General features: G+C 61.8%; 22 protein-coding genes. 10 read left to right on the forward strand and 12 right to left on the reverse strand.

Annotated elements, in window-relative coordinates; all coding sequences use genetic code 11:
• Window positions 1-25: 25 nt before the first annotated feature.
• Genes mrdA through NVV94_RS23410 form a run of 5 tightly spaced genes read right to left on the reverse strand, consistent with a single transcriptional unit; the run spans window position 26 to window position 4,861 of the window.
• Complete coding sequence (gene mrdA, locus NVV94_RS23390; RefSeq protein WP_258444699.1) at window positions 26-1,921, reverse strand: penicillin-binding protein 2; 1,896 nt, start codon at window positions 1,919-1,921, stop codon at window positions 26-28.
• Between the two features lie 17 nt (window positions 1,922-1,938).
• Window positions 1,939-2,406 carry a 23S rRNA (pseudouridine(1915)-N(3))-methyltransferase RlmH gene (gene rlmH / locus NVV94_RS23395; protein WP_258444700.1) on the reverse strand — a complete coding sequence of 156 codons (468 nt, stop codon included), beginning with the start codon at window positions 2,404-2,406 and terminating at the stop codon, window positions 1,939-1,941.
• Between the two features lie 9 nt (window positions 2,407-2,415).
• Entirely contained in the window at window positions 2,416-2,838 is a 423-nt protein-coding gene (gene rsfS / locus NVV94_RS23400; protein ID WP_258444701.1) for a ribosome silencing factor, read from the reverse strand.
• Between the two features lie 60 nt (window positions 2,839-2,898).
• On the reverse strand, window positions 2,899-3,621 hold the full coding sequence (gene nadD, locus NVV94_RS23405; RefSeq protein WP_258444702.1) for a nicotinate-nucleotide adenylyltransferase: 723 nt from the start codon (window positions 3,619-3,621) through the stop codon (window positions 2,899-2,901).
• Window positions 3,590-4,861, reverse strand: a complete 1,272-nt coding sequence (locus tag NVV94_RS23410) for a glutamate-5-semialdehyde dehydrogenase (protein ID WP_258444703.1) — start codon at window positions 4,859-4,861, stop codon at window positions 3,590-3,592. Before NVV94_RS23410 ends, nadD begins: the two co-directional genes overlap by 32 nt.
• Window positions 4,862-5,031: 170 nt before the next feature.
• On the opposite strand from NVV94_RS23410, the gene NVV94_RS23415 reads away from it, so the two are divergent.
• Window positions 5,032-5,736, forward strand: a complete 705-nt coding sequence (locus NVV94_RS23415; RefSeq protein WP_258444704.1) for a DNA-3-methyladenine glycosylase — start codon at window positions 5,032-5,034, stop codon at window positions 5,734-5,736.
• A 3-nt stretch (window positions 5,737-5,739) separates the two neighbouring features.
• Window positions 5,740-7,056 (forward strand): bifunctional DedA family/phosphatase PAP2 family protein, encoded by a 1,317-nt coding sequence (locus NVV94_RS23420; protein ID WP_258444705.1) that lies wholly within the window; start codon window positions 5,740-5,742, stop codon window positions 7,054-7,056.
• A 6-nt stretch (window positions 7,057-7,062) separates the two neighbouring features.
• On the opposite strand, the gene NVV94_RS23425 is transcribed toward NVV94_RS23420, so the two are convergent.
• From NVV94_RS23425 to NVV94_RS23435, 3 genes are read right to left on the reverse strand one after another with little or no spacing between them, the layout of a single operon-like run.
• Entirely contained in the window at window positions 7,063-7,653 is a 591-nt protein-coding gene (locus tag NVV94_RS23425; RefSeq protein WP_258444706.1) for an LON peptidase substrate-binding domain-containing protein, read from the reverse strand.
• A gap of 10 nt (window positions 7,654-7,663) precedes the next feature.
• The gene (locus NVV94_RS23430; RefSeq protein ID WP_258447800.1) at window positions 7,664-8,374 is read right to left on the reverse strand and encodes an LrgB family protein; all 711 of its coding nucleotides are present in this window, start codon (window positions 8,372-8,374) and stop codon (window positions 7,664-7,666) included.
• Between the two features lie 2 nt (window positions 8,375-8,376).
• Window positions 8,377-8,739, reverse strand: coding sequence for a CidA/LrgA family protein (locus tag NVV94_RS23435; RefSeq protein WP_258444707.1), 363 nt, complete (start codon window positions 8,737-8,739; stop codon window positions 8,377-8,379).
• Window positions 8,740-8,911: 172 nt separating this feature from the next.
• On the opposite strand from NVV94_RS23435, the gene NVV94_RS23440 reads away from it, so the two are divergent.
• The 3 genes from NVV94_RS23440 (at window position 8,912) to NVV94_RS23450 (ending at window position 11,860) form a co-directional block, all read left to right on the forward strand.
• Window positions 8,912-9,367 carry a MaoC family dehydratase gene (locus NVV94_RS23440; protein ID WP_258444708.1) on the forward strand — a complete coding sequence of 152 codons (456 nt, stop codon included), beginning with the start codon at window positions 8,912-8,914 and terminating at the stop codon, window positions 9,365-9,367.
• Between the two features lie 88 nt (window positions 9,368-9,455).
• Window positions 9,456-11,183, forward strand: a complete 1,728-nt coding sequence (locus tag NVV94_RS23445; protein WP_258444709.1) for a C13 family peptidase — start codon at window positions 9,456-9,458, stop codon at window positions 11,181-11,183.
• 26 nt (window positions 11,184-11,209) lie between these two features.
• Window positions 11,210-11,860 (forward strand): NAD(P)H-binding protein, encoded by a 651-nt coding sequence (locus NVV94_RS23450; protein WP_258444710.1) that lies wholly within the window; start codon window positions 11,210-11,212, stop codon window positions 11,858-11,860.
• A 125-nt stretch (window positions 11,861-11,985) separates the two neighbouring features.
• On the opposite strand, the gene NVV94_RS23455 is transcribed toward NVV94_RS23450, so the two are convergent.
• The 4 genes from NVV94_RS23455 to NVV94_RS23470 form a co-directional block, all read right to left on the reverse strand.
• Entirely contained in the window at window positions 11,986-12,249 is a 264-nt protein-coding gene (locus tag NVV94_RS23455) for a YceK/YidQ family lipoprotein (protein ID WP_258447801.1), read from the reverse strand.
• A 20-nt stretch (window positions 12,250-12,269) separates the two neighbouring features.
• A complete protein-coding gene (gene ubiX / locus NVV94_RS23460) occupies window positions 12,270-12,899 on the reverse strand; it encodes a flavin prenyltransferase UbiX (RefSeq protein ID WP_258444711.1) in 630 nt (209 codons plus the stop codon).
• The gene (mpl, locus tag NVV94_RS23465) at window positions 12,896-14,245 is read right to left on the reverse strand and encodes a UDP-N-acetylmuramate:L-alanyl-gamma-D-glutamyl-meso-diaminopimelate ligase (protein ID WP_258444712.1); all 1,350 of its coding nucleotides are present in this window, start codon (window positions 14,243-14,245) and stop codon (window positions 12,896-12,898) included. Before mpl ends, ubiX begins: the two co-directional genes overlap by 4 nt.
• Before the next feature lie 128 nt (window positions 14,246-14,373).
• Complete coding sequence (locus NVV94_RS23470) at window positions 14,374-16,296, reverse strand: sigma-54-dependent Fis family transcriptional regulator (RefSeq protein ID WP_258444713.1); 1,923 nt, start codon at window positions 16,294-16,296, stop codon at window positions 14,374-14,376.
• 281 nt (window positions 16,297-16,577) lie between these two features.
• Between NVV94_RS23470 and NVV94_RS23475 the strand changes: the two genes are divergently transcribed.
• The 5 genes from NVV94_RS23475 to NVV94_RS23495 all read left to right on the forward strand — a co-directional run bounded on the left by NVV94_RS23475 (window position 16,578) and on the right by NVV94_RS23495 (window position 22,514).
• Window positions 16,578-18,098 carry an aldehyde dehydrogenase family protein gene (locus NVV94_RS23475; RefSeq protein ID WP_258444714.1) on the forward strand — a complete coding sequence of 507 codons (1,521 nt, stop codon included), beginning with the start codon at window positions 16,578-16,580 and terminating at the stop codon, window positions 18,096-18,098.
• 116 nt (window positions 18,099-18,214) lie between these two features.
• Entirely contained in the window at window positions 18,215-19,663 is a 1,449-nt protein-coding gene (eat, locus tag NVV94_RS23480; RefSeq protein ID WP_258444715.1) for an ethanolamine permease, read from the forward strand.
• Between the two features lie 53 nt (window positions 19,664-19,716).
• Window positions 19,717-21,111 (forward strand): ethanolamine ammonia-lyase subunit EutB, encoded by a 1,395-nt coding sequence (locus NVV94_RS23485; RefSeq protein ID WP_258444716.1) that lies wholly within the window; start codon window positions 19,717-19,719, stop codon window positions 21,109-21,111.
• Window positions 21,112-21,122: 11 nt separating this feature from the next.
• Window positions 21,123-21,953 carry an ethanolamine ammonia-lyase subunit EutC gene (eutC, locus tag NVV94_RS23490; RefSeq protein WP_258444717.1) on the forward strand — a complete coding sequence of 277 codons (831 nt, stop codon included), beginning with the start codon at window positions 21,123-21,125 and terminating at the stop codon, window positions 21,951-21,953.
• A gap of 102 nt (window positions 21,954-22,055) precedes the next feature.
• The gene (locus NVV94_RS23495; protein WP_258444718.1) at window positions 22,056-22,514 is read left to right on the forward strand and encodes an N-acetyltransferase; all 459 of its coding nucleotides are present in this window, start codon (window positions 22,056-22,058) and stop codon (window positions 22,512-22,514) included.
• Window positions 22,515-22,645 lie beyond the last annotated feature (131 nt).

Consider the following 22,645-nt stretch of genomic DNA (forward strand, 5'->3'; position numbering starts at 1 on the left):
CTCGCTGGAGAGCATGCGGTCGAAATTACTCTTCACGGGCCGGAGCCTCCGCTACTGAAGCGCTGGTAAATTCCGGCTTGAGGTGTCCATCGGCGCCGAGCAGCCAGGCATCCATCACCTGACGCACCACGGGCGCAGCGACACCGGAGCCGGATTCGCCGTTCTCGACCATCACCGACACGACAATCTTCGGATTGTCGGCCGGGGCAAAGCCGACGAACAAGGCGTGGTCGCGATGGCGTTCCTGCACCTTGGAGCGGTCGTATTTCTCGCCCTGCTTGATCGCCACCACCTGGGCGGTACCACTCTTGCCGGCAATGCGGTATTGCGCGCCGATCGACGCCTTGCGCGCTGTACCACGCGCACCGTGCATGACCTGCTCCATGCCATGGGCGACCTTGTTCCAGTCCGATTTGTCGCGCAGCACGATATCTTCCATCGGGTTCTCGTCGACCGGCGGCAAGCCCTCGATGGTCTTGGCCAGGTGCGGACGATTCCACTTGCCCTTGCTGGCGATCAAGGCCGTGGCCTGGGCCAGCTGCAGGGGAGTGGCCTGCATATAACCCTGGCCGATCCCCAGGATCAGGGTTTCACCCGGGAACCAGGCCTGGCGCCGCGTTGCCCGCTTCCATTCACGCGAGGGCATCAAGCCGGGGGATTCTTCGAACATATCCAGGGAGACCTTCTGGCCGATGCCGAAACGGTTCATGTAACCGGACAACCGATCGATGCCCATCTTGTGCGCCAGGTCATAGAAGTAGGTGTCGTTGGAACGCATGATCGCGGTGTCCAGGTCCACCCAGCCATCGCCGGTACGGTTCCAGTTTCGGTACTTGTGGTCGTAGTTGGGCAGCTGATAATAGCCCGGGTCGTAGACCCGCGAAGCGGCGGTGACCACGCCACTGTCGAGGCCGGCAATCGCCACTGCCGGCTTGATCGTCGAGCCCGGTGGATACAGACCGCGCAGGACCCGGTTGAACAATGGCCGGTCGATCGAGTCGCGCAGCTCGGCATAGGCCTTGAATCCGATGCCGGTAACGAACAGGTTGGGATCGAAGCTCGGCTGGCTGACCATGGCCAGTACTTCCCCGGTGCTCGGATCGAGCGCCACGATCGCCCCCCGGCGACCGCCCAGGGCAGCCTCGGCTGCTTCCTGCAACTTGATGTCCAGGCTCAGGACGATGTCCTTGCCCGGAATCGGGTCGGTGCGCTTGAGCACGCGCAACACACGGCCGCGGGCGTTGGTCTCGACCTCTTCGTACCCCACCTGGCCATGCAGTTGCGGCTCGTAGAAGCGCTCGATACCTGTCTTGCCGATGTGGTGGGTGCCACTGTAATTGACCGGATCGAGGGTCTTGAGCTCTTTCTCGTTGATCCGCCCGACGTAGCCGACCGAATGCGCGAAATGCGCGCCCTGTGGATAGTGGCGAACCAGCTGCGCCACCACTTCGACGCCAGGCAGGCGGAACTGATTGACCGCAATCCGGGCGATCTGTTCTTCGGTCAGCTCGAACAGGATCGGCACCGGCTCGAATGGCCGGCGCCCTTGCTTCATGCGCTTTTCAAAGAGCGTGCGGTCTTCGGGCGTTAATTGCAGGACTTCGACGATGACATCGAGCACCTGCCGCCAGTCACCCGAACGCTCGCGCGTCATGCTCAGACTGAAGCTCGGCCGGTTGTCGGCAACGATTACCCCATTGCGGTCGAATATCAGCCCACGTGTCGGTGGAATCGGCTGCACATGCACCCGATTGTTCTCGGACAGGGTCGAGTGATACTCGTACTGGATCACCTGCAGGAAATACAGCCGGGCAATCAGCACGCAGATCAGCACGACGACCGCGACTGCGCCGACCATGACGCGGCCACGCACCAGACGGGCGTCTTTCTCGTGATCCTTTAGGCGAATCGGCTGCGACATTAAGAAAGGCTTACGGCTTATTTGTGATAAGGGTGCCCGGACAGGACGGTCCAGGCGCGATACAACTGCTCACCGATGAGTATCCGTACCAGCGGGTGTGGCAAGGTCAGCGGCGACAGCGACCAGCGCTGCTCGCTGCGCGCACAGACTTCCGGCGCCAGCCCCTCGGGGCCGCCGACCATGAAGTTCACGGTACGCGAATCCAGCCGCCAGCGGTCCAGCTCGACCGCCAGTTGCTCGGTACTCCAGGGCTTGCCATGGACCTCGAGCGTGACGATCCGTTCCCCCGGCTGGACCTTGGCCAGCATGGCCTCACCCTCCTGACGAATCAGGCGGGCCACGTCGGCATTCTTGCCACGGGTATTGAGCGGGATTTCCACCAGTTCCAGTGCCAGCTCGGAGGGCAGACGCTTGGCATATTCATGCCAGCCGTCTTCCACCCACTTGGGCATGCGCGAACCGACCGCGATCAGGCGCAGGCGCACAGCAGTCCCTTATTCCTGGTCTTTGTTGAGCTTGGTGAAATGCTCATGGGTGACCTCGGGGCTGTGATGCTTGCCGTCGGCGGCACGGCTTTGCTCGGCACCTTTCCACAGACGCTCGAGGTCGTAGAACTGACGAGCGGAGGCAGTCATCATGTGCACGATGACGTCGTCCAGGTCCAGCAGAACCCAATCGCTGTCGCCCTTGCCTTCTTCACCCAGCGGCTTGGCGCCCTGGGCCTTGACCATTTCGCGAACTTTTTCGAGCATCGCGTTGATCTGGCGGTTGGAGGTACCGGTGGCGATGATCATGTAATCGGTGATGCTCTGCTTGTCGCGAACATCGATCACCAGGACGTCCTGGGCTTTGACGTCTTCGAGAGCGGCGACTGCCACTTTGACCAGTTCTTCGCCTTTCATTACTTGGTTCTTCATATAAAACTCGTTCAGCTCGTATGTTTGGAACGCTTCAAAGCACAGGCTCGAAGCATTCCTTCAGTTCGACGCACGGTACAGACCGTGCGCATCGATGTAGGCCAGTACCGCGTCAGGCACCAGGAAACGTACCGACTTCCCGCTGGCCAGCAGTTGACGGATCTGGGTGGCCGACACCGCCAGGGGTGTCTGCCAGACGAATGCAATCTGCCCGCAGGAGCCCTTGAGGGCCTGCGGGTCACTGACCGAACGCGCCGCCAACAGGTTGCGCAGGGCATCCGGTGGCTCGATGTCGGCATCCGGTCGTTGCAGCACCAGGATATGACAGTACTGCAGCAGCTCTTCCCAGCGATGCCAGGTCGGCAAACCACAGAAGGCATCCCAGCCCAGCAACAGAAACAATTGGTCGTCAGCGGCCAGTTCGGCCCGCATCAGCTCCAGGGTGTCGATGGTGTAAGACGGCTTGTCCCGTTGCAATTCGCGGGCATCGACCGTCAAGGGCGCAACGCCTTGCACCGCGCATTCGACCATTGCCAACCGGTCCATTGCCGCGACCTGCGGCGTGTCCCGATGTGGCGGCCTTGCGTTGGGCGTCAGGCGCAGCTCATCGAGCCCGAGCATTTCGGCCACTTCCAGCGCACTGCGCAGGTGACCGATGTGCACCGGGTCGAAGGTCCCGCCGAGCACGCCAATGCGCCGAGCTAACGGCGCGGGCACAGCTTTGCTGGCTGACGGGCTGTGATGGGCCAAGTCAGATCGGCTCCTGACCGCGCAACTGGCCATCGCCGATGACCACGTACTTCTCGCAGGTCAGGCCTTCCAGGCCAACCGGGCCACGGGCGTGCAGCTTGTCCGTGGAAATGCCGATTTCCGCGCCCAGACCGTACTCGAAGCCATCGGCGAAGCAGGTTGGTGTGTTCAGCATTACCGAACTGGAGTCGACTTCGGCCATGAAGCGCCGGGCCTGGCCCTGGTGTTCGGTGACGATCGAATCCGTATGGTGCGAGCCATAGTGGTTGATGTGTTCGATGGCCTGGTCCAGCCCATCGACCACCCGAATCGACAGAATCGCCGCCAGGTATTCGGTGTGCCAGTCTTCTTCGCTGGCCGCCACGGCATCGATCAATTGGCGGGTGCGCTCGCAACCGCGCAACTCAACGCCTTTCTCCCGGAATTGTGCGGCCATCGCCGGCAAAAACTCGGCAGCAACGCGCTCATCGACCAGCAGGGTCTCCATCGCGCCGCAGATGCCGTAACGGTAGGTCTTGGCATTGAAGGCAATGCGCTGGGCCTTTTCCAGGTCGGCATCGGCGGCTACATAGACGTGGCAGATACCATCCAGGTGCTTGATCACTGGCACGCGTGCATCGCGGCTGACGCGTTCGATCAGGCCCTTGCCGCCACGCGGCACGATCACATCGACGTACTCGGGCATGCTGATCAGGGCACCGACAGCGGCGCGATCGGTCACTTCCACCACTTGCACCACGGCGGCCGGCAGACCGGCATCGGCCAGACCGCGCTGGATGCAGGCGGCAATGGCGCGGTTGGAGTGAATCGCTTCGGAGCCGCCACGCAGAATGGTCGCGTTGCCCGACTTCAGACACAGGCTGGCTGCATCGATGGTCACGTTCGGCCGCGACTCGTAGATGATTCCCACGACGCCCAGCGGCACGCGCATCTTGCCAACCTGGATACCCGATGGTCGGTAGCTCATGTCGCGGATCGCCCCGACCGGGTCCGGCAAGCTGGCTACCTGACGCAGACCGACGATCATGCCGTCGATACGTGCCGGCGTCAGCGCCAGACGTTCGAGCATGGCCGGCTCGAGCCCATTGGCCCGGCCTGCGGCCAGGTCCAGCTCGTTGGCGGCGGTCAATTCGGCGCGAGCCTGATCCAACGCAGTGGCGGCGGCCAGCAGGGCGCGGTTCTTCTGCGCGGTGCTGGCACGGCCGATCACGCGCGAAGCTTCGCGGGCGGCGCGACCCAAACGGGTCATGTAGTCAAGAACGGACTCAGTCATGGTCTCAGTGGTCTTGGCAAAGAGGAAAGCGGCTGATTATAGCTGTCGTACCCGTCCACGGACAGCGGTGGCAGGCGGATGGTCGAAATGAGCTGGAGGAAATCGTGCATTCAGCTGCGATTAAGCCAGAAATTGCTATCATCGACGTCCCGTTCTCCTGGTGACCGCCGATGCGCGACAAGCCCTGCGCCCTGCCTTGGCATGACGCTCGACAGCTGCCCGACGATTTTTTTGACCGTGACGCCCAGGTTCTGGCCAAGGAGCTGCTCGGCAAAGTCATCCGTCATCGTCATGGCCCGTATTGGCTTTCAGCACGCATCATCGAGACCGAAGCTTATTATTGCGCCGAAAAAGGCAGCCACGCCTCCCTCGGCTATACGGAAAAGCGTAAGGCGCTGTTTCTGGACGGCGGCCACATCTATATGTACTACGCCCGTGGTGGCGATTCGCTTAACTTTAGCGCCCAAGGGCCGGGCAACGCGGTATTGATCAAGGCAGGCTACCCTTGGCTCGATCAATACAGCGACAGCAACAGCCTGGCGCAGATGCAATTGAACAACCCCGACGCCAGCGGCAATCCGCGCCCGATCGAACGGCTGTGTGCGGGCCAGACCTTGCTGTGCAAGGCGCTGGGCCTGAAAGTGCCGGCCTGGGACGCCAAACGCTTCGACCCCGAGCAACTGTTCGTCGAAGACCGCGGCATTATCGTTCAACGCATTATCCAAACCACGCGCCTGGGTATACCGAGCGGTCGCGACGAACACTTGATGTACCGTTTCGTCGACGCAGACTTTGCCCGTCACTCTACCCGCAACCCCTTGCGACGGGGACAGGTCGAAGGTCGCGACTACATTTTACTGGCACAAGGAAACTGAAGCATGGGCCAATGGCTCGACAGCATGACCGGCTGGTTGACGGCAAATCCTCAATGGCTGGGGCTGGCAGTTTTTCTGGTGGCTTGTATCGAATGCCTGGCAATTGCCGGGATCATAGTGCCCGGCACCGTGCTGCTGTTCGCCATAGCAGTGCTGGCCGGCAGTGGCGCCCTGACCCTGGGCGAAACCTTGCTGCTGGGATACGTGGGCGGCATGCTCGGCGACGCGGTGTCCTACTTTCTGGGACGACGCTTCCACCAGAACATTCGACGCCTGCCGCTGCTCCGGCACCATCCTGAGTGGATCGGCAGCGCTGAGCTCTATTTCCAGCGCTATGGCATCGCCAGCCTGCTGGTCGGCCGCTTCATCGGCCCGCTGCGACCGATGCTGCCAATGGTGGCCGGAATGTTCGACATGCCGCTGCCGCGCTTCATTATTGTCAGCCTGATCGCGGGTGCTGGCTGGTCGGTCGCCTATCTCTTGCCCGGCTGGGCGACCGGGGCGGCCATGCGCTTGCCCCTGCCGGAAGGTTTCTGGCCTGAAGCGGGCGTTGTCGCCGGCGCACTGGCGTTGCTGCTGGGGCTGGGCATCAACAGCAGTCTGCGCAATCAGCCGAGGGCGACCCAAATGGTCGCGGTACTGTGCCTGAGCCTGCTTATCGCCCTGTTCATTGGCTGGCCGTATCTGACCCAGCTCGATCAAGGCTTGATGACCTTGATCCAGGAGCACCGAAGCAGTGCGATCGATAGCGCAGTGGTAGTGATCACACGGTTGGGCGATTTTCGTACCCAGCTCATGGTCGGTGGCTTGCTGACAGGGTTGTTGTTGCTGGCGCGGCAATTGCGACCAGCGCTCTTCGCCGGCTCCACCCTGCTTTTTACCGCCCTGGCCAATGGCAGCATCAAATGGCTGTTCGCCCGGGCACGCCCGGAAGTGCTGACGAGCCCGCTGACGACTTACAGCATGCCCAGCGGCCACAGCTCGGCATCCTTTGCGCTCTTTCTGGTACTGGCCGTCCTGGCAGGACGAGGACAACCGCCACGCATGCGCCTGACCTGGCTGCTGCTGGGCAGCCTGCCGGCCCTGTCGATTGCATTATCACGGGTGTATCTGGGCGTCCATTGGCCGACCGATATCCTCGCCGGCATGATGCTGGCCTGCAGCGTTTGCGCCATCAGCCTGAGCCTGATCCAGTTGCGCACGCCATTGGTTGCCATGCCGTTGCGAGTCTGGTGGCTGATCGTACCGGGCTGCGTTGCACTGCTGACATTTTCCGCCCTCTATGCACTGCCGCACGCCTTGGTGCGCTATCAGTACTAGCACGCCCTAAGCGAACAGTTCGCCCTGCAGATCATCGAGCAACGCCTGAATGGCATCCAGGCGTTGTTGCGGATCGTCGAGCGTCAGCAGATCGATCTTGTCCAGCTCCGAGAATGGCAACAGGTAAGCCAGCTGATTGGCCAGCGACTGTTGCCCGGTCGCCCTGGTACCCATATTCAGTGCCGCTACCATCGGGTGCTCGGCCAACGCATTGAGCAATGCGACCAGGTCGGCGTCCTCCTCCTGCAACGGCGCTTCAGGGAAATCCGGCAGCCATTGGACTTCTGCCAGAATCAACTGGTCGCGCTGGACCTCGGTACTTTCCACGCGAAAACGCCGCCCGCCCTCCACGCGAATGCCGAGCAAGCCGTTATCCTGCTGCTGGAAATCCCGAATCAACGCTTCACAGCCGATCAGGGCATAACCTTCGGGAGCTCGCCCAACCTCTTCGCCATCGAGGAGGCAGACCACGCCGAAGCCTGCGCCTTGCTTCATGCAGCGGCCAATCATGTCCAGGTAACGCGCCTCGAATATCTGCAAGTCGAGGATGCAGCCCGGAAACAGGACGGTATTGAGCGGAAACAGCGGCAACGTCATAACAATTTCCTTAGGCAATCAGGCTTACGGCCAATGGCAGGAAGACGGCGGTGGCGACACCCATCAGGCTCATTGCCAGGGCGGCGAACGCCCCGCACTCCTCTCCCTCCTGCAACGCCACGGACGTGCCGACGGCATGAGCAGTCATGCCCAGCGCCATGCCCCGGGCTGCCGGGCTATGAACACCACAACGGGACAACACAGCAGGACCGAAGATGGCACCGATCACGCCCGTGATCAGCACAAACACCGCCGCCAATGCCGCGACACCCCCCATCTGCTCAGCCACCAGCATGGCAATTGGCGAAGTCACCGACTTTGGCGCCATGGTCATGAGAATCATGTGTTCGGCACCAAACCACCAGCCCAGCAACAGGCAGGCCCCTGTAGCCACCACACCTCCCACTACCAGCGTAGTAAAAGTTGGCCAGAACAACTGACGGATGCGGCGCAAGTTGAGGTAGAGCGGAACCGCCAGCGCCACTGTGGCCGGCCCGAGCAAAATGCTGAGAATCTCGGTGCTTTTTCGGTATTCGGCGTAAGTCAGGCCACAACCCAGCAGTACGCCGATGACCAACAGCATCGAAACCAGCACCGGCTGCAGAAAAATCCAGCGGGTCTTTTCATACGCCGCAAGCACCAGCTGATAAGCCCCCAGGGTAATACCGATGCCGAACAGGGGATGGTGGACGACCGAGTCGAGCGCACCTTGCCAATCCAGCGTCATGAGCGCTCCTCTCGGCGCGCCTGACGCGTGATCAACTTTTGCATCAAGACCCCGGCAAAGGCGACCGATATCAGCAACGAGAGCACCAGTGCCCCGGCGATGGCCCAGAAGTCCGCGGCAATGTCGGCGGCATGGACCATCACCCCGACCGCCGGCGGTACCAGCAACAGCGGCAGGTAGCGCAACAGGCTCGAAGAGGCTTCGTTCAATGGCGCTCCCACTTCACCGCGGATCATGAGGTAGGCCAGGAGCAACACGAGACCGATGATCGGGCCCGGCAACACCGAGAGAAATAGATGATTGATCGCCGTGCCGAGCAATTGGAACAGCACCAGCCACGTCAAACCGCGTAACAGCATAGGAATCTCCATCAGGCTCGCCGGGCATTATAAGCACGCAGCCGCCGTGCCTATATATCGCCATTCGCCGCAGGCATTCGGGCTTGACCCGCGCGGGCTGCCATGCTGATCTAGGCGCGCTGAAGATATTTGCCAGAAAACTATAAAAGCAATGACATCAAGGAGAGTCTCTATGCCCCAAGTACCCGTTGCGGAGCTCAAGGATTATGTTGGAAAGGAACTCGGATATTCCGAGTGGCTCACCATCGATCAAGAGCGCATCAATCTCTTCGCCGAAGCCACTGGCGACTACCAGTTCATCCACGTAGACCCGGTCAAAGCCGCCCAGACCCCGTTCGGCAGCACCATCGCCCATGGCTTCCTGTCCTTGTCACTGATCCCGAAACTGATGGAAAACATCCTCGTCATGCCTGAAGGCCTGAAAATGGTCGTCAACTATGGCCTGGACAGCGTTCGTTTCCTTCAGCCGGTCAAGGTCAACTCCAAAGTCCGACTCAAGGTAGACCTCACTGAGGTCACTGAGAAAAAGCCTGGCCAGTGGCTGCTCAAGGCAACCGCCACCCTGGAAATCGAAGGCGAGGAAAAACCGGCCTATATCGCCGAACCCCTGTCGCTCTGCTTCGTTTAAGCGCGGCATGATGCGAAACAGCCATCGTGGCTGTTTCGCACAGGACATTCTGCGGCATACTCGAGCCCTTACTTGTCCGGACCCTGCCATGCGCTCACTCGTTCCTCTCGCCCTGACGTTATTGCTCACTGCCTGCGGTGACGGTGAACCCCTTTCACCTCCCGATGCACGCCTGCCCGACGGTGGCCGTTATCGGGGTGAAGTGGTCAACGGCGCTCTCCAGGGGCCAGGGCGCGTGGACTACCCCAATGGCAGCTGGTACGCCGGCAACTTCATCAACGGCCAATGGCAGGGCGAGGGCGAATGGCATGGCAGTAATGGCGAAGTCTATCGCGGCCAGTTCGAGCAGGGCCTGTTCCATGGCCAGGGCAGCCTGCTGGCCAACGGCAGCAGTTACACCGGGGGCTTTCGGATGGGCCGACGCGAAGGCGAAGGCACCCTCAAGGATGCAGACCTGACCTATCGCGGCGGTTTCAAGGCCGATCAGTATTCCGGTGCCGGTCACCTTGAACTTCAGGACGGCAGCCAGTACCAGGGCCTGTTCGCCCGAGGCAAACCCAACGGCGAAGGCATCCGCAGCGACGCCAGCGCCAATCAGTTCAGCGGCCACTTCGTCAATGGCCAGCTGGAAGGCAACGGCACCTTCAACAGCGCCGAGGGCGACCAGTACATCGGTGGTTTCCATCACAACCAGTTGCATGGCCGAGGCCGCTACGAGAACGCCAATGGCGATGTCTGGATCGGTCAGTTCAAGGAAGGCTCGCTCACCGGCAAGGGTGAGTTGATTGGCGCCGACGGCAGCCATTACAAAGGTTTTTTCCGCGACTGGCGCTTCTCTGGCCAAGGCCAACTGGCCCTGCCCGATGGCAGCGTCTATGTCGGCGGTTTCGAAAACGATACCTATCACGGCATCGGCCGCCTGACCCAGACCGACGGCAAAGTGCAGAGTGGGCGCTGGCTCAACGGCCAGCGCGTACGCGATGAAAAAGGTCGACTGCTGCCTGACCCACTGGAACTGGCCCTGCTCAATCAAGGTCGCCTGCTTGATCAGGCCCTGGCCGGCGTGCCCGCCTCGACCCCGAACATCGAACTCTACAGCCTGACCCTGGCCGGCGATGGCAAGCAGAGCGTGTTCCTGCGCGAAGCCGATTTTGTCAGCCGGATGCTCGCCAGCCGGTTTGGCGCCAACGGCCAGATCAGTCTGGTCAATCACCGCGACCACCTCGGTGACCGGCCGATGGCAACCCGGGAAAACCTCGGCCGCGCCGTCCAGACCCTGGCCGAGCGTAGCGGCCCGGAAGACCTGATATTCATCTACCTGACCAGTCATGGCACCCACGAGCATGAACTGGTACTGGATCAACCGCGTTTGCAACTGTCGGATCTGCCTGCCGACGAGTTGGCGACCGTCCTCGCCCCCTTGAAGAGCCGCAACAAGATAATTGTCATCTCGGCGTGTTATTCAGGAGGCTTCATCGAGCCGCTCAAGGATGAAAGAACCCTGATCATGACCGCCTCGCGCGCCGACCGGGTGTCCTTTGGCTGCTCGGAAGAGGCTGACTTCACCTACTTTGGCGACGCCCTGTTCGCCCGGGCCCTGAACCAGACCGACGACCTGCAGCAGGCTTTCGACCTTGCCAGGACTCACGTCGCCGAGCGGGAAACGAGCGAAAATTTTGACGCCTCGGAACCGCAGATCTGGGCCCCCAAAGGCGTGCTGGAACATTGGCAGCGGCTGCGCCAACAGCAGGCCCGTCAAGCCTTGCGAAGTGCTTCTTCAACCGTCAAAGAGGCAAAATCCGCGAGCAGCCACTAAGCTGTGTGTATCAAGGGGGACACATTATGTACTTGACGCCTCAGCATGTACTGCTTGCCGGAGCCACCGGTTTGACGGGGGAGCATTTGCTCGATCGCCTGCTGAACGAGCCAACGATCACCCGCGTTCTGGCGCCAACCCGGCGACCGCTCGCCGAACACCCGCACCTGGAAAATCCGGTGGGTAAATTCACCGAGCTACTGCCGCAGCTGAAGGGTCGCGTGGATATCGCCTACTGCTGCCTGGGCAGCACCATCAAGCAGGCCGGGTCGAAAGAGGCGTTTCGCGAAGTGGACCTTGACCTGGTGGTTGCCTACGGGAAACGTGCCCGTGAGCTGGGCGCCCGGCACTTGATCGTGATCAGCGCCGTGAATGCCGATGCCCGGTCCGCGATCTTCTACAAGCGGATCAAGGGTGAGGCTGAACAGGCACTCAAGGAACAGGACTGGCCACAACTGACCATCGTCCGCCCTTCGCTGCTACTGGGTAACCGCTCCGAGCCGCGCATTGGGGAGAAACTGGCAGCACCGTTATCCAAGCTGATTCCCGGAAAATACCACGGCATCCAGGCCTGCGAGCTGGCTCGCGCCCTGTGGCGCCTGGCGCTGGAAGAGCAGGATGGGATTCGGGTGGTGGAGTCAGACGAGTTGCGCAAGCTGGGCAAGCGGGTCAAGTAACTGCCAAGGCCGCTTTTGTGGGAGCTGGCTTGCCAGCGATAGCATCACCGCGATGATGAAGACAGTCCACGGCGCCCGCATCGCTAGCGAGGGGAGCGCCGCCCGGCCTATCCCACAGGAGATGATTACAAGCCGCCGCTCGCCTGAAAACTGACGCCCAAAACCGTCAGCAACGAGAGCGGCAGCAACACGGTATCAAGCAAGGCGCTGGCCGGCAGATCCAGGCCGGGATAGCTCGGCGCCTGGGCACCGAAGCGATCCTCGGCGCAGCAGCCGCCTCGCAGCGCATACCAGTCCAACCGCGTGCCGGAATAGACGATCGGCGCCCCGGGCTTGGCCGCATCGAGCGTTCGCACGCTGGCACAGCCGACCAGCTGCAGCGCCAGCATTGCCCCGATCAACAGCCTGATCACTCATCGCCACCCATATGATGCTCGCCCCAACGCGGCAGCATGTCCTGTGGAATATCCAGCAGGTTGAGAATCCGCGCGACCACGAAGTCGATCAGGTCGTCGATGGTTTGCGGCTGATGATAGAACCCCGGCGCCGCCGGCAGAATCACCGCGCCCATGTTCGACAGCTTGAGCATGTTCTCCAGATGGATCGTCGAGAACGGCGCTTCACGGGGTACCAGAATCAGCTGCCGGCGCTCCTTGAGGGTGACATCGGCAGCCCGCTCGATCAGGTTGTTGCAGGCGCCGCAGGCTATCGCCGACAGGGTGCCGGTCGAACACGGCACCACCACCATCGCGCCGGGCGCACCGGAGCCGGAAGCGACCGGCGACATCCAGTCTTCCTTGCCATAAACCCGGATCTGCCCGGCCGAAGCGCCGGTGTACTCGGTCAGGAAAGCCTGGATGGCCTGGGGCTTGGCCGGCAGCACCACATCGGTCTCGGTCGACATCACCAACTGTGCAGCCTTGGAGATCAGGAAGTGCACTTCACGGTCTTCGCGGATCAGGCAATCGAGCAGGCGCAGGCCATACTGCGCCCCCGACGCACCGGTCATGGCCAGGGTAATGCGTTCCGGGCCGGTCATTGCAGCGCCTCGGCCAGCTTGCCGTGCAGCCCGCCAAAGCCGCCGTTGCTCATGATAACCACATGGGTACCGTGCTGCGCCTGGCTTTTGACGCGTTCGATGATCGCCTCCAATGTGTCGGCCACGATCGCCGGTACCGGACATTGCGCCGCGGTAGCGCCCAGGTCCCAGCCCAGGTTGGGCGGTGCGTACCAGATCACCTGATCGGCATCGCGTACGCTCTCGGGCAAGCCATCACGGTGCGCACCGAGCTTCATGGAATTGGAGCGAGGTTCGATGACCGCAATCAACGGTGCATCGCCGATGCGCTTGCGCAGGCCGTCGAGGGTGGTGGCGATGGCGGTCGGGTGGTGCGCGAAGTCATCGTAAATGGTGATGCCCTGCACCTCGGCGACCTTCTCCATGCGCCGCTTGACGCTCTTGAACGCGCTGAGCGCTGCAATGCCCATTGCCGGAACCACGCCAACATGCCTGGCTGCCGCCAGCGTTGCCAAAGCGTTGGCGACGTTATGTTGACCGGTCAGGTCCCACTCGACCACGCCCAGGGTTTCGCCTTCGAAGCTCACCTCGAAGCGCGAGCCATCTTCGCTGAGCAGCTTGACCTGCCACTGGCCACCGGCACCGGTGGTCTGCACCGGCGTCCAGCAACCCATCTCGATCACCCGTTGCAGGGCGGGCTCGGTGGTCGGGTGAATGACCAGCCCCTCGCTCGGAATCGTCCGCACCAGATGGTGGAACTGGCGCTCGATGGCCGGAAGGTCCGGAAAAATGTCCGCATGGTCGAATTCAAGGTTATTCAGAATGGCCGTACGCGGACGGTAGTGCACGAACTTCGAACGCTTGTCGAAGAACGCGCTGTCGTATTCGTCGGCCTCGACCACGAAGAACGGCGTGCCGCCCAGCCGCGCCGACACCGAAAAGTTCTGCGGTACGCCACCGATCAGGAACCCCGGGCTCATCCCTGCATGCTCCAGCACCCAGGCGAGCATGCTGCTGGTGGTGGTTTTGCCATGCGTTCCGGCGACTGCCAGCACCCAACGGCCCTGCAGCACGTGATCGGCCAGCCACTGCGGCCCCGATACATACGCCAGGCCCTTGTTCAGCACGTACTCCACCGCCGGATTGCCGCGCGACAGAGCGTTGCCGATCACTACCAGATCGGGTGCAGGATCGAGTTGCGCGGCGTCATAACCCTGGGTCAGTTCGATGCCCTGGGCTTGCAGCTGGGTGCTCATGGGCGGATAGACATTGGCGTCGGAGCCGGTGACGTGATGACCGAGCTCCTTGGCGAGTACCGCCAGCGAGCCCATGAACGTGCCGCAGATACCGAGAATATGAATGTGCATGATTGACCTCGTAAAACATCGAGGCAGGTTAGCCCAGGGCGGGAAAAATCGCATCCTGTGTTTCTACAAGGCTGCTCACCGGTACGCCGCGCACCGCTCTGAGTGCGGGCGTGCCGGTGCATCAAGGGCTACGCCCCGCGAGCAATCCCGTGCTTGCGCAATTTTCGATACAGGGTATTTCGACTCACCCCCAACTGCGCCGCCACATGAGTCATGTGCCAGCGCTGTTGCTCCAGGACCGTCAGCAGCGCGTTGCGCTCGGCGTCATCGAGGGGGTTTTCGGGGTTATCCACAGGGGTAGCCACCTGCGGGGCGGGCTTGCTCCGGCGAATGATGGCCGGGAGATCTTCAAGGCAGATGCGGCCGTCTTCGCTCAATGCCACCAGGGTGCGCAAGACGTTGCGCAGCTGGCGTACATTGCCGGGCCAGGTAAAGTCGAGCAGCGCCTGGCGGGCGGCGGGTTCGAGGGTCACCTGATGTTCGCCGGCTTCTTCGGCCAGTACGAAGTCCAGCAGTGGCGACTTGTCGCTGCGCTCGCGCAAGGCCGGCAAGGCGACCTCCAGGCCGTTGAGGCGGTAGTAGAGGTCTTCGCGGAAGCTGCCGTCCTCGACCCGGCCAAGCAAATTGCGGTGGGTCGCGCTGATGATGCGTACATCCACCGGCTGCGGCTCGCCACCGATCGGCACCACCATGCGGTCTTCCAGCACGCGCAGCAGCCGCGTCTGCAACGCCAGCGGCATGTCGCCGATTTCATCGAGCAGCAGGGTGCCGCCATCGGCCTGTTGCAGCTTGCCGCGCATGCCTTCCTTGCGCGCACCGGTGAAGGTGCCGCCGCGATAACCGAACAGTTCACTCTCGATCAGGCTTTCCGGAATCGAGGCGCAGTTGAGTGCGACGAAAGCCTTGTTGGCGCGGCCACTGGCATGGTGGACAGCCTTGGCGAAGGCCTCCTTGCCCGAGCCGGTCTCGCCGTTGATCAACAGTGGCACATCGCGCTCGAACACCCGCAGGGCACGACGAAAGTCGGTCTGCAAGGCCGGGTCGACCAGGCAGATGCCGGCCACGGGACGTACAGGCAGCGACACTGGGCGGGCTTGAATCGGTTGCGGTATCACTCGTGGCTGGCCGCGCAGGGTCGCGAACAATGGCCGGCCGTCGCGCGTGCGCAGCGGCCAACTGGCGCTGGCCAGGGTACTGGCACGGCCGAGCAGCTCGTCCAGCGAACAATCGAAGAAGGTCTCGACCGGCTTGCCGAGCAAGCCGCCGCGAATGTGCCCCAGCAGGTTCAGCGCACTCTGGTTGACGGCACAGATGCGCCCTTCCCCGTCAAACGCCAATAGCCCTTCGCTGAACAGGCCGAGCGACTCGGCCTGCAGATGAAAGCGCAGCAACCACTGGTTCTCGAAGTAGCGCAGGAAATAACAGCTCTCGATCATTTTCGCCGAGAGGTTGACCAGCGCCATGGTGTGGAACTGGCTCTGGCGCGAGACTTCCTGGCGTGCCGACGACACGTCGAGCACCGCCAGCAATTCACCGTGCGGGTCGAATACCGGGCTGGCCGAGCAGGTCAGGCCGGTGTGGCGCCCACGAAAATGCTCTTCCTGGTGGATGGTCAGGGACTGTCGTTCGACCAGGCACGTGCCGATACCGTTGGTGCCTTCGCGGGCTTCGCTCCAATCGGCGCCCAGCCACAGGCCGGCGCGCTCGAAAATCTTGCGCTCGGTCGGCGCCGTGACGCAGTTGAGGATGATGCCGCGCGCATCGGTGAGCAATACCGCATGACCGGCGCCGGAAAGCTGTTGATGCAGGCTGCTCATCTCCGTGCCGGCGATCTGCAGCACCTGCTGCAGGCGCTCACGGCTTTCGAGGATCCGGCCATGTTCAAGCACGGTCGGCGCCATGGCCATGGCCGGGTCGAGGTGGTAATCCTCGAGGCAGCGCAGCCAGGAGCGGGCGATCGACGGATCGCTGCCGGGCCCCTCCAGGCGGGCCTTGCCTTGGGTGACGGTGAGCACTTGCTGGGCGTGCCGACTCAGATGATTGCTCTGCACTTTTATTGTTCTCCCGGGAGGGTTGCGCCCAGCATCCTCCAGGCTGACGCGCATTGCAACGCTGGCTCGGCCGGTGAGTCACAGGCTGTACCGCGAGCGGTACAAAGTGTCACTCCCCAGCGTTCCATCCCTGCCACAACTATACTGAACAGATGCCTCCCACAGACGTCAAAACCCTATCCAGTCAGGGGTTTCAAGGCGCTGGCCTGACCTTTGCTCTACATTTCTCAGGCGCAACAGCGCACTCCCCAACCAAATACAAGAACCAGGAGATACTCACCATGCGTTATGCACATCCCGGTACTGAAGGCGCCATCGTTTCCTTCAAGAGCCGTTACGGGAACTACATCGGCGGCGAATTCGTAGCGCCGGTCAAGGGTCAGTACTTCACCAACACTTCGCCTGTGAACGGCCAGCCGATTGCCGAATTCCCACGCTCGGGCGCCGAAGACATCGAAAAAGCCCTTGATGCCGCCCACGCTGCTGCCGACGCCTGGGGGAGCACGTCGGTGCAGGCACGTTCCCTGATCCTGCTGAAAATCGCCGACCGCATCGAGCAGAACCTCGAAACCCTGGCTATCACCGAAACCTGGGACAACGGCAAGGCGATTCGCGAAACCCTGAACGCAGACATCCCGCTGGCCGCCGACCATTTCCGCTACTTCGCCGGCTGCATCCGCGCCCAGGAAGGCAGCGCTGCGGAAATCGACGGTAACACCGTGGCCTATCACATCCATGAACCGCTGGGCGTGGTTGGCCAGATCATCCCGTGGAACTTCCCGATCCTGATGGCCGCCTGGAAACTCGCACCAGCCCTGGCAGCGGGCAACTGCGTGATACTCAAGCCGGCCGAACAGACGCCGCTGGGCATCACCGTACTGGCCGAATTGATCGGCGACCTGCTGCCACCTGGCGTACTGAACATCGTGCAGGGCTATGGCCGCGAAGCCGGTGAAGCGCTGGCCACCAGCAAGCGCATTGCCAAGATCGCCTTCACCGGTTCCACTCCGGTCGGCTCGCACATCATGAAATGCGCGGCCGAGAACATCATTCCCTCGACCGTGGAACTGGGCGGCAAGTCGCCGAACATCTTCTTCGCCGACATCATGCAAGCCGAGCCCAGCTTCATCGAAAAAGCCGCAGAAGGCATGGTTCTGGCGTTCTTCAACCAGGGCGAAGTCTGCACCTGCCCTTCCCGTGCACTGGTGCAAGAGTCGATCTACGACGAATTCATGCAAGTGGTGATGAAGAAGGTCGCGCAGATCAAGCGTGGCGACCCGCTCGACACCGAGACCATGGTCGGCGCCCAGGCCTCCGAACAGCAGTTCGACAAGATCCTCTCCTACCTCGACATCGCCAAGGAAGAAGGTGCCGAGCTGCTGACCGGCGGCAAGGTGGAAAAGCTCGAGGGTAGCCTCGCCAGCGGCTATTACATCCAGCCGACCCTGCTCAAGGGCCACAACAAGATGCGCGTGTTCCAGGAGGAAATCTTCGGCCCGGTGGTCAGCATTGTCACCTTCAAGGACGAAGCCGAAGCCCTGGCCATCGCCAACGACACCGAGTTCGGCCTCGGCGCCGGCCTCTGGACCCGCGACATCAACCGTGCCTACCGCATGGGCCGCGGGATCAAGGCCGGTCGCGTCTGGACCAACTGCTACCACCTGTACCCGGCGCATGCCGCGTTCGGCGGTTACAAGAAGTCCGGCGTGGGTCGTGAAACCCACAAAATGATGCTCGACCACTACCAGCAGACCAAAAACCTGCTGGTCAGCTACGACATCAATCCGCTGGGCTTCTTCTGATCAAGCGGTAAACAGTGCGGCCTTCTTCTGAAGGCCACACTGGCTTGAGGGATGTTGCACCCATCACACCAGACCGGCACAAAGCCGGCTAAAAGAATAATAATCAGGTGAACTCTATGCCCAGCGAACATTCCGGCGTTGCGCCGGCAGGCTCCTCCGTTGACTTCGAAAAAGTCGGCTCCGATTACTTTCAACAACGCGAATTGAAAAAAGGTGCGGCAGGCTGGGTCCTGCTGGTCGGCCTTGGCGTCGCCTATGTGATTTCCGGCGACTATGCCGGCTGGAACTTCGGCCTGGCCCAGGGTGGCTGGGGCGGGATGTTCCTGGCGACCCTGCTGATGGCGACCATGTACCTGTGCATGTGCTTCTCGTTGGCCGAGTTGTCCTCAATGATCCCCACCGCCGGTGGCGGCTACGGCTTTGCCCGCAGTGCATTCGGGCCTTGGGGTGGTTTCCTCACGGGTACCGCGATCCTGATCGAATATGCCATCGCCCCGGCGGCGATCGCCGTATTCATCGGCGCGTATTGCCAATCACTGTTCGGCATCGGCGGCTGGATGATTTACCTGGCCTTTTATGTGGTGTTTATCGGCATCCACATCTTTGGCGTCGGTGAAGCCCTGAAGCTGATGTTCATCATAACCGCCGTCGCGGCGATTGCCCTGGCGGTCTTTCTGATTGCCATGGTGCCGCATTTCAGCATCAGCAATCTGCTCGATATCGCACCGACCAACGCTGTCGGCGCCAGCAGCTTCCTGCCGTTCGGTTACGTCGGGGTCTGGGCGGCGATTCCTTACGCCATCTGGTTCTTCCTGGCGGTGGAAGGCGTGCCCCTGGCTGCCGAAGAAACCAAGAACCCGCGCCGTGACCTGCCACGCGGCCTGATCGGCGCGATGCTGGTGCTGGTCAGCTTTGCCCTGCTGATCCTGGTGATCGGCCCGGGTGGCGCTGGCGCAAAAGCCTTGATGACCTCCGGCAACCCGCTGGTAGAAGCCCTGGCCAAGGCCTATGGCGGTTCGACCTGGATGGGGAGTTTCGTCAACCTGGTCGGGCTTGCCGGCCTGATCGCCAGCTTCTTCTCGATCATTTACGCCTATTCTCGGCAAATCTTCGCGCTGTCACGCGCCGGCTACTTGCCGCGCAAGCTGTCGGAAACCAACAAGAACAAAGCGCCGGTCATGGCCTTGATCATTCCTGGCATCATCGGTTTCGGGTTGTCGCTGACCGGCCAGGGTGACCTGTTGATTCTGGTCGCGGTGTTCGGCGCTACCCTTTCCTACGTTCTGATGATGGCCGCGCACATCACCCTGCGCATTCGCCGCCCCAAAATGGACCGCCCATACCGTACACCGGGTGGCATATTCACCTCGGGCATCGCCCTGGTATTGGCCTGCATTGCCTTGGTCGCAGGCTTTCTGGTGGATCCGCGCGTGGTGATTGGCGCCGTGGTCATTTATGGAGTGTTAATTGCTTATTTTGCTTTCTATAGTCGCCATCACTTGGTAGCCGGAACGCCCGAAGAAGAGTTCGCGGCGATTCAAAAGGCCGAAAAGGCCCTGCACTAAGCGGGACGACAACCTCGCCGCAGGTACTGCCTGCGGCGTCATGGAGAATCTGTATGGCACATTTTGTTCATACTGTCGGCGGCCAGACATACCGCTTCGACAGCCTCAAGGAAGTGATGGCCAAGGCCAGCCCGGCGCGCTCCGGGGACTTTCTTGCCGGTGTCGCTGCCAGCAACGATGGCGAGCGGGTTGCCGCGCAAATGGCCCTGGCCGATATCCCGCTCAAGCACTTTCTCGAAGAAGCGTTGATCCCCTACGAAGCCGATGAAGTCACCCGGCTGATCATCGACAGCCACGATGCGCAGGCCTTCGCCGCTGTCAGCCACTTGACCGTGGGCGGCCTGCGTGACTGGCTGCTCAGCGAGCAGGCCGACGAAAACAGCCTGAGGGCACTGGCCCCTGGCCTGACCCCGGAAATGGCCGCCGCCGTGTCCAAGCTCATGCGCGTGCAGGACCTGATTCTGGTGGCCCAGAAAATTCGAGTCATCACGCATTTTCGCGGCACCCTGGGCCTGCGCGGCCGCCTTTCGACCCGCCTGCAGCCCAACCACCCCACCGACGACCCGGCCGGCATTGCCGCGAGCATCCTTGACGGCCTGCTGCACGGCAACGGCGATGCCATGATCGGCATCAACCCGGCCACCGACAGTATCGCTTCGATCTGTACCCTGCTGGAAATGCTCGACGCGATCATCCAACGCTACGAAATCCCGACCCAGTCCTGCGTGCTGACCCACGTCACCACCTCGATCGAAGCGATCAACCGGGGCGTACCGCTGGACCTGGTGTTCCAGTCGATCGCCGGCACGGAAGCGGCCAATGCCAGTTTCGGCATCAACCTGAATGTACTCCAGGAAGGTTACGAGGCCGGCCTGAGCCTCAACCGCGGCACGCTCGGGCAAAACCTGATGTACTTCGAGACCGGCCAGGGCAGCGCGCTGTCGGCCAACGCCCACCATGGCGTCGATCAGCAAACCTGCGAAACCCGCGCCTATGCGGTGGCGCGCCATTTCAAGCCGTTCCTGGTCAACACCGTGGTCGGCTTCATTGGCCCGGAGTACCTCTATAACGGCAAGCAGATCATCCGCGCCGGCCTGGAAGACCACTTCTGCGGCAAGCTGCTCGGTGTGCCGATGGGTTGCGACATCTGCTACACCAACCATGCCGAAGCCGACCAGGACGACATGGACACGCTACTGACCCTGCTCGGCGTCGCCGGTATCAACTTCATCATGGGCATCCCCGGTTCCGACGACATCATGCTCAACTACCAGACCACCTCTTTTCACGATGCGCTCTACGCCCGGCAGACCCTGGGCCTGAAACCCGCACCGGAGTTCGAGGCCTGGCTGGCACATATGGGTATTTTCACCCAGGCCGATGGCCGGGTACGTTTTGGTGACAACCTGCCACCGGCCTTCCGCCAGGCCTTGGCGCAATTGGGATGAGAGAGCCAACCATGGACCCGAAAAACCCAAGCCTGGATAACGCCGCCAACCCGTGGCTCGAGCTGCGCCGCCTGACCCCGGCCCGGATTGCCCTGGGCCGCACCGGCACCAGCCTGCCGACCAGTGCCCAGCTCGACTTCCAATATGCCCATGCCCAGGCGCGCGATGCCGTGCACCTGCCGTTCGACCATGCCGGGCTCAGCGCGCAGCTGAGCGAGCGCGGCCGCGACAGCCTGCTCCTGCACAGCGCCGCCCATAACCGGGACAGTTACCTGCAACGCCCCGATCTGGGACGGCGCCTGCATGAAGACTCGGCTCTGCAACTGCGCGAATACGCCAAGGCCAATCCGGGCGGCGTCGACCTGGCCATAGTGATCGCCGATGGCCTGTCGGCATTGGCTGTACACCGCCATGCGGTGCCGTTTCTGACGCGCATGGAAGAACAGTCACAGGCCGAAGGCTGGTCGATGTCGCCGGTGATCCTGGTGGAGCAAGGTCGCGTCGCCGTGGCCGACGAAATCGGCGAACTGCTGGGTGCGCGCATGGTGGTCATCCTGATCGGCGAGCGCCCGGGCCTGAGCTCACCGGACAGCCTGGGCCTGTATTTCACCTACAACCCCAGGGTCGGCCTGACCGACGCCTACCGTAACTGCATCTCCAACGTGCGTCTCGAAGGCTTGAGCTATGGCATGGCGGCCCATCGCCTGCTGTACTTGATGCGTGAAGCCTGTCGGCGTCAGTTGTCAGGGGTCAATTTGAAGGATGAGGCGCAGGTGCAAACCATTGAATCAGAAGCAAATGACTCAAATAAGGGAAACTTCCTACTCTCCAGGCCCCATTGAACCAGGGTTAGCCCGATTGCGCTTTTACTCCGCTTTGGGCAGCATTTGGCCAACGGCTGCCCGAGATTCGCCGCCAAAACCCGATAGAACATGAGGCCTGTTATGCGAATCATCCAAGCAACCCTTGAGCATCTGGACTTGATTGCACCGCTGTTCGTCAAATATCGCGAGTTTTATGGCGAGCTGGCCTACCCCGACTCCTCCAGGGCATTCCTGGAAAAGCGTCTGCGCCGCAAGGAATCGGTCATCTACCTGGCCCTGTCCGACGATGACGACAGCAGGCTGCTGGGCTTCTGCCAGCTCTACCCGAGCTTTTCCTCCCTGTCGCTCAAGCGTGTCTGGATCCTCAACGACATCTTTGTCGCCGAAGATGCCCGCCGCCAGCTGGTCGCCGACCACCTGATCAAGACGGCCAAGAAAATGGCCAAGGAAACCCAGGCCGTACGGATGCGTGTGTCCACCAGCAGCAATAACGACGCCGCGCAGAAGACCTATGAGTCGATTGGCTTTCGCGAAGACAAGCAGTTCAAGAACTACATTCTGCCCATCAACTCGGACTAAGCCCTGGGTATGTCGCTCGCCGATCACCCGGCGGGCGTCGCTCTGACATTCGCCGCTACAAACTGCTCGGGCAGAATCAGCCACTGCCCGTATAATGCCGGCCTCCAAAGTTGTGTGAATTTTTACCCAAG

This window comes from Pseudomonas sp. LS1212, from assembly GCF_024741815.1.
In the GTDB taxonomy this organism is placed as follows: Bacteria; Pseudomonadota; Gammaproteobacteria; order Pseudomonadales; family Pseudomonadaceae; genus Aquipseudomonas.

Coding starts and splice junctions, on each gene's coding strand:
- NVV94_RS23415 (WP_258444704.1), top strand. CDS start 5,032: ATGCGCGACAAGCCCTGCGCCCTGCCTTGGCATGACGCTCGACAGCTG.
- mpl (WP_258444712.1), bottom strand. CDS start 14,245: ATGCACATTCATATTCTCGGTATCTGCGGCACGTTCATGGGCTCGCTG.
- nadD (WP_258444702.1), bottom strand. CDS start 3,621: ATGGCCAGTTGCGCGGTCAGGAGCCGATCTGACTTGGCCCATCACAGC.
- NVV94_RS23495 (WP_258444718.1), top strand. CDS start 22,056: ATGCGAATCATCCAAGCAACCCTTGAGCATCTGGACTTGATTGCACCG.
- rsfS (WP_258444701.1), bottom strand. CDS start 2,838: ATGAAGAACCAAGTAATGAAAGGCGAAGAACTGGTCAAAGTGGCAGTC.
- eutC (WP_258444717.1), top strand. CDS start 21,123: ATGGACCCGAAAAACCCAAGCCTGGATAACGCCGCCAACCCGTGGCTC.
- ubiX (WP_258444711.1), bottom strand. CDS start 12,899: ATGACCGGCCCGGAACGCATTACCCTGGCCATGACCGGTGCGTCGGGG.
- NVV94_RS23425 (WP_258444706.1), bottom strand. CDS start 7,653: ATGACGTTGCCGCTGTTTCCGCTCAATACCGTCCTGTTTCCGGGCTGC.
- NVV94_RS23445 (WP_258444709.1), top strand. CDS start 9,456: ATGCGCTCACTCGTTCCTCTCGCCCTGACGTTATTGCTCACTGCCTGC.
- NVV94_RS23435 (WP_258444707.1), bottom strand. CDS start 8,739: ATGCTGTTACGCGGTTTGACGTGGCTGGTGCTGTTCCAATTGCTCGGC.
- NVV94_RS23420 (WP_258444705.1), top strand. CDS start 5,740: ATGGGCCAATGGCTCGACAGCATGACCGGCTGGTTGACGGCAAATCCT.
- eat (WP_258444715.1), top strand. CDS start 18,215: ATGCCCAGCGAACATTCCGGCGTTGCGCCGGCAGGCTCCTCCGTTGAC.
- NVV94_RS23455 (WP_258447801.1), bottom strand. CDS start 12,249: ATGCTGGCGCTGCAGCTGGTCGGCTGTGCCAGCGTGCGAACGCTCGAT.
- mrdA (WP_258444699.1), bottom strand. CDS start 1,921: ATGTCGCAGCCGATTCGCCTAAAGGATCACGAGAAAGACGCCCGTCTG.
- NVV94_RS23485 (WP_258444716.1), top strand. CDS start 19,717: ATGGCACATTTTGTTCATACTGTCGGCGGCCAGACATACCGCTTCGAC.
- NVV94_RS23410 (WP_258444703.1), bottom strand. CDS start 4,861: ATGACTGAGTCCGTTCTTGACTACATGACCCGTTTGGGTCGCGCCGCC.
- NVV94_RS23440 (WP_258444708.1), top strand. CDS start 8,912: ATGCCCCAAGTACCCGTTGCGGAGCTCAAGGATTATGTTGGAAAGGAA.
- NVV94_RS23475 (WP_258444714.1), top strand. CDS start 16,578: ATGCGTTATGCACATCCCGGTACTGAAGGCGCCATCGTTTCCTTCAAG.
- NVV94_RS23450 (WP_258444710.1), top strand. CDS start 11,210: ATGTACTTGACGCCTCAGCATGTACTGCTTGCCGGAGCCACCGGTTTG.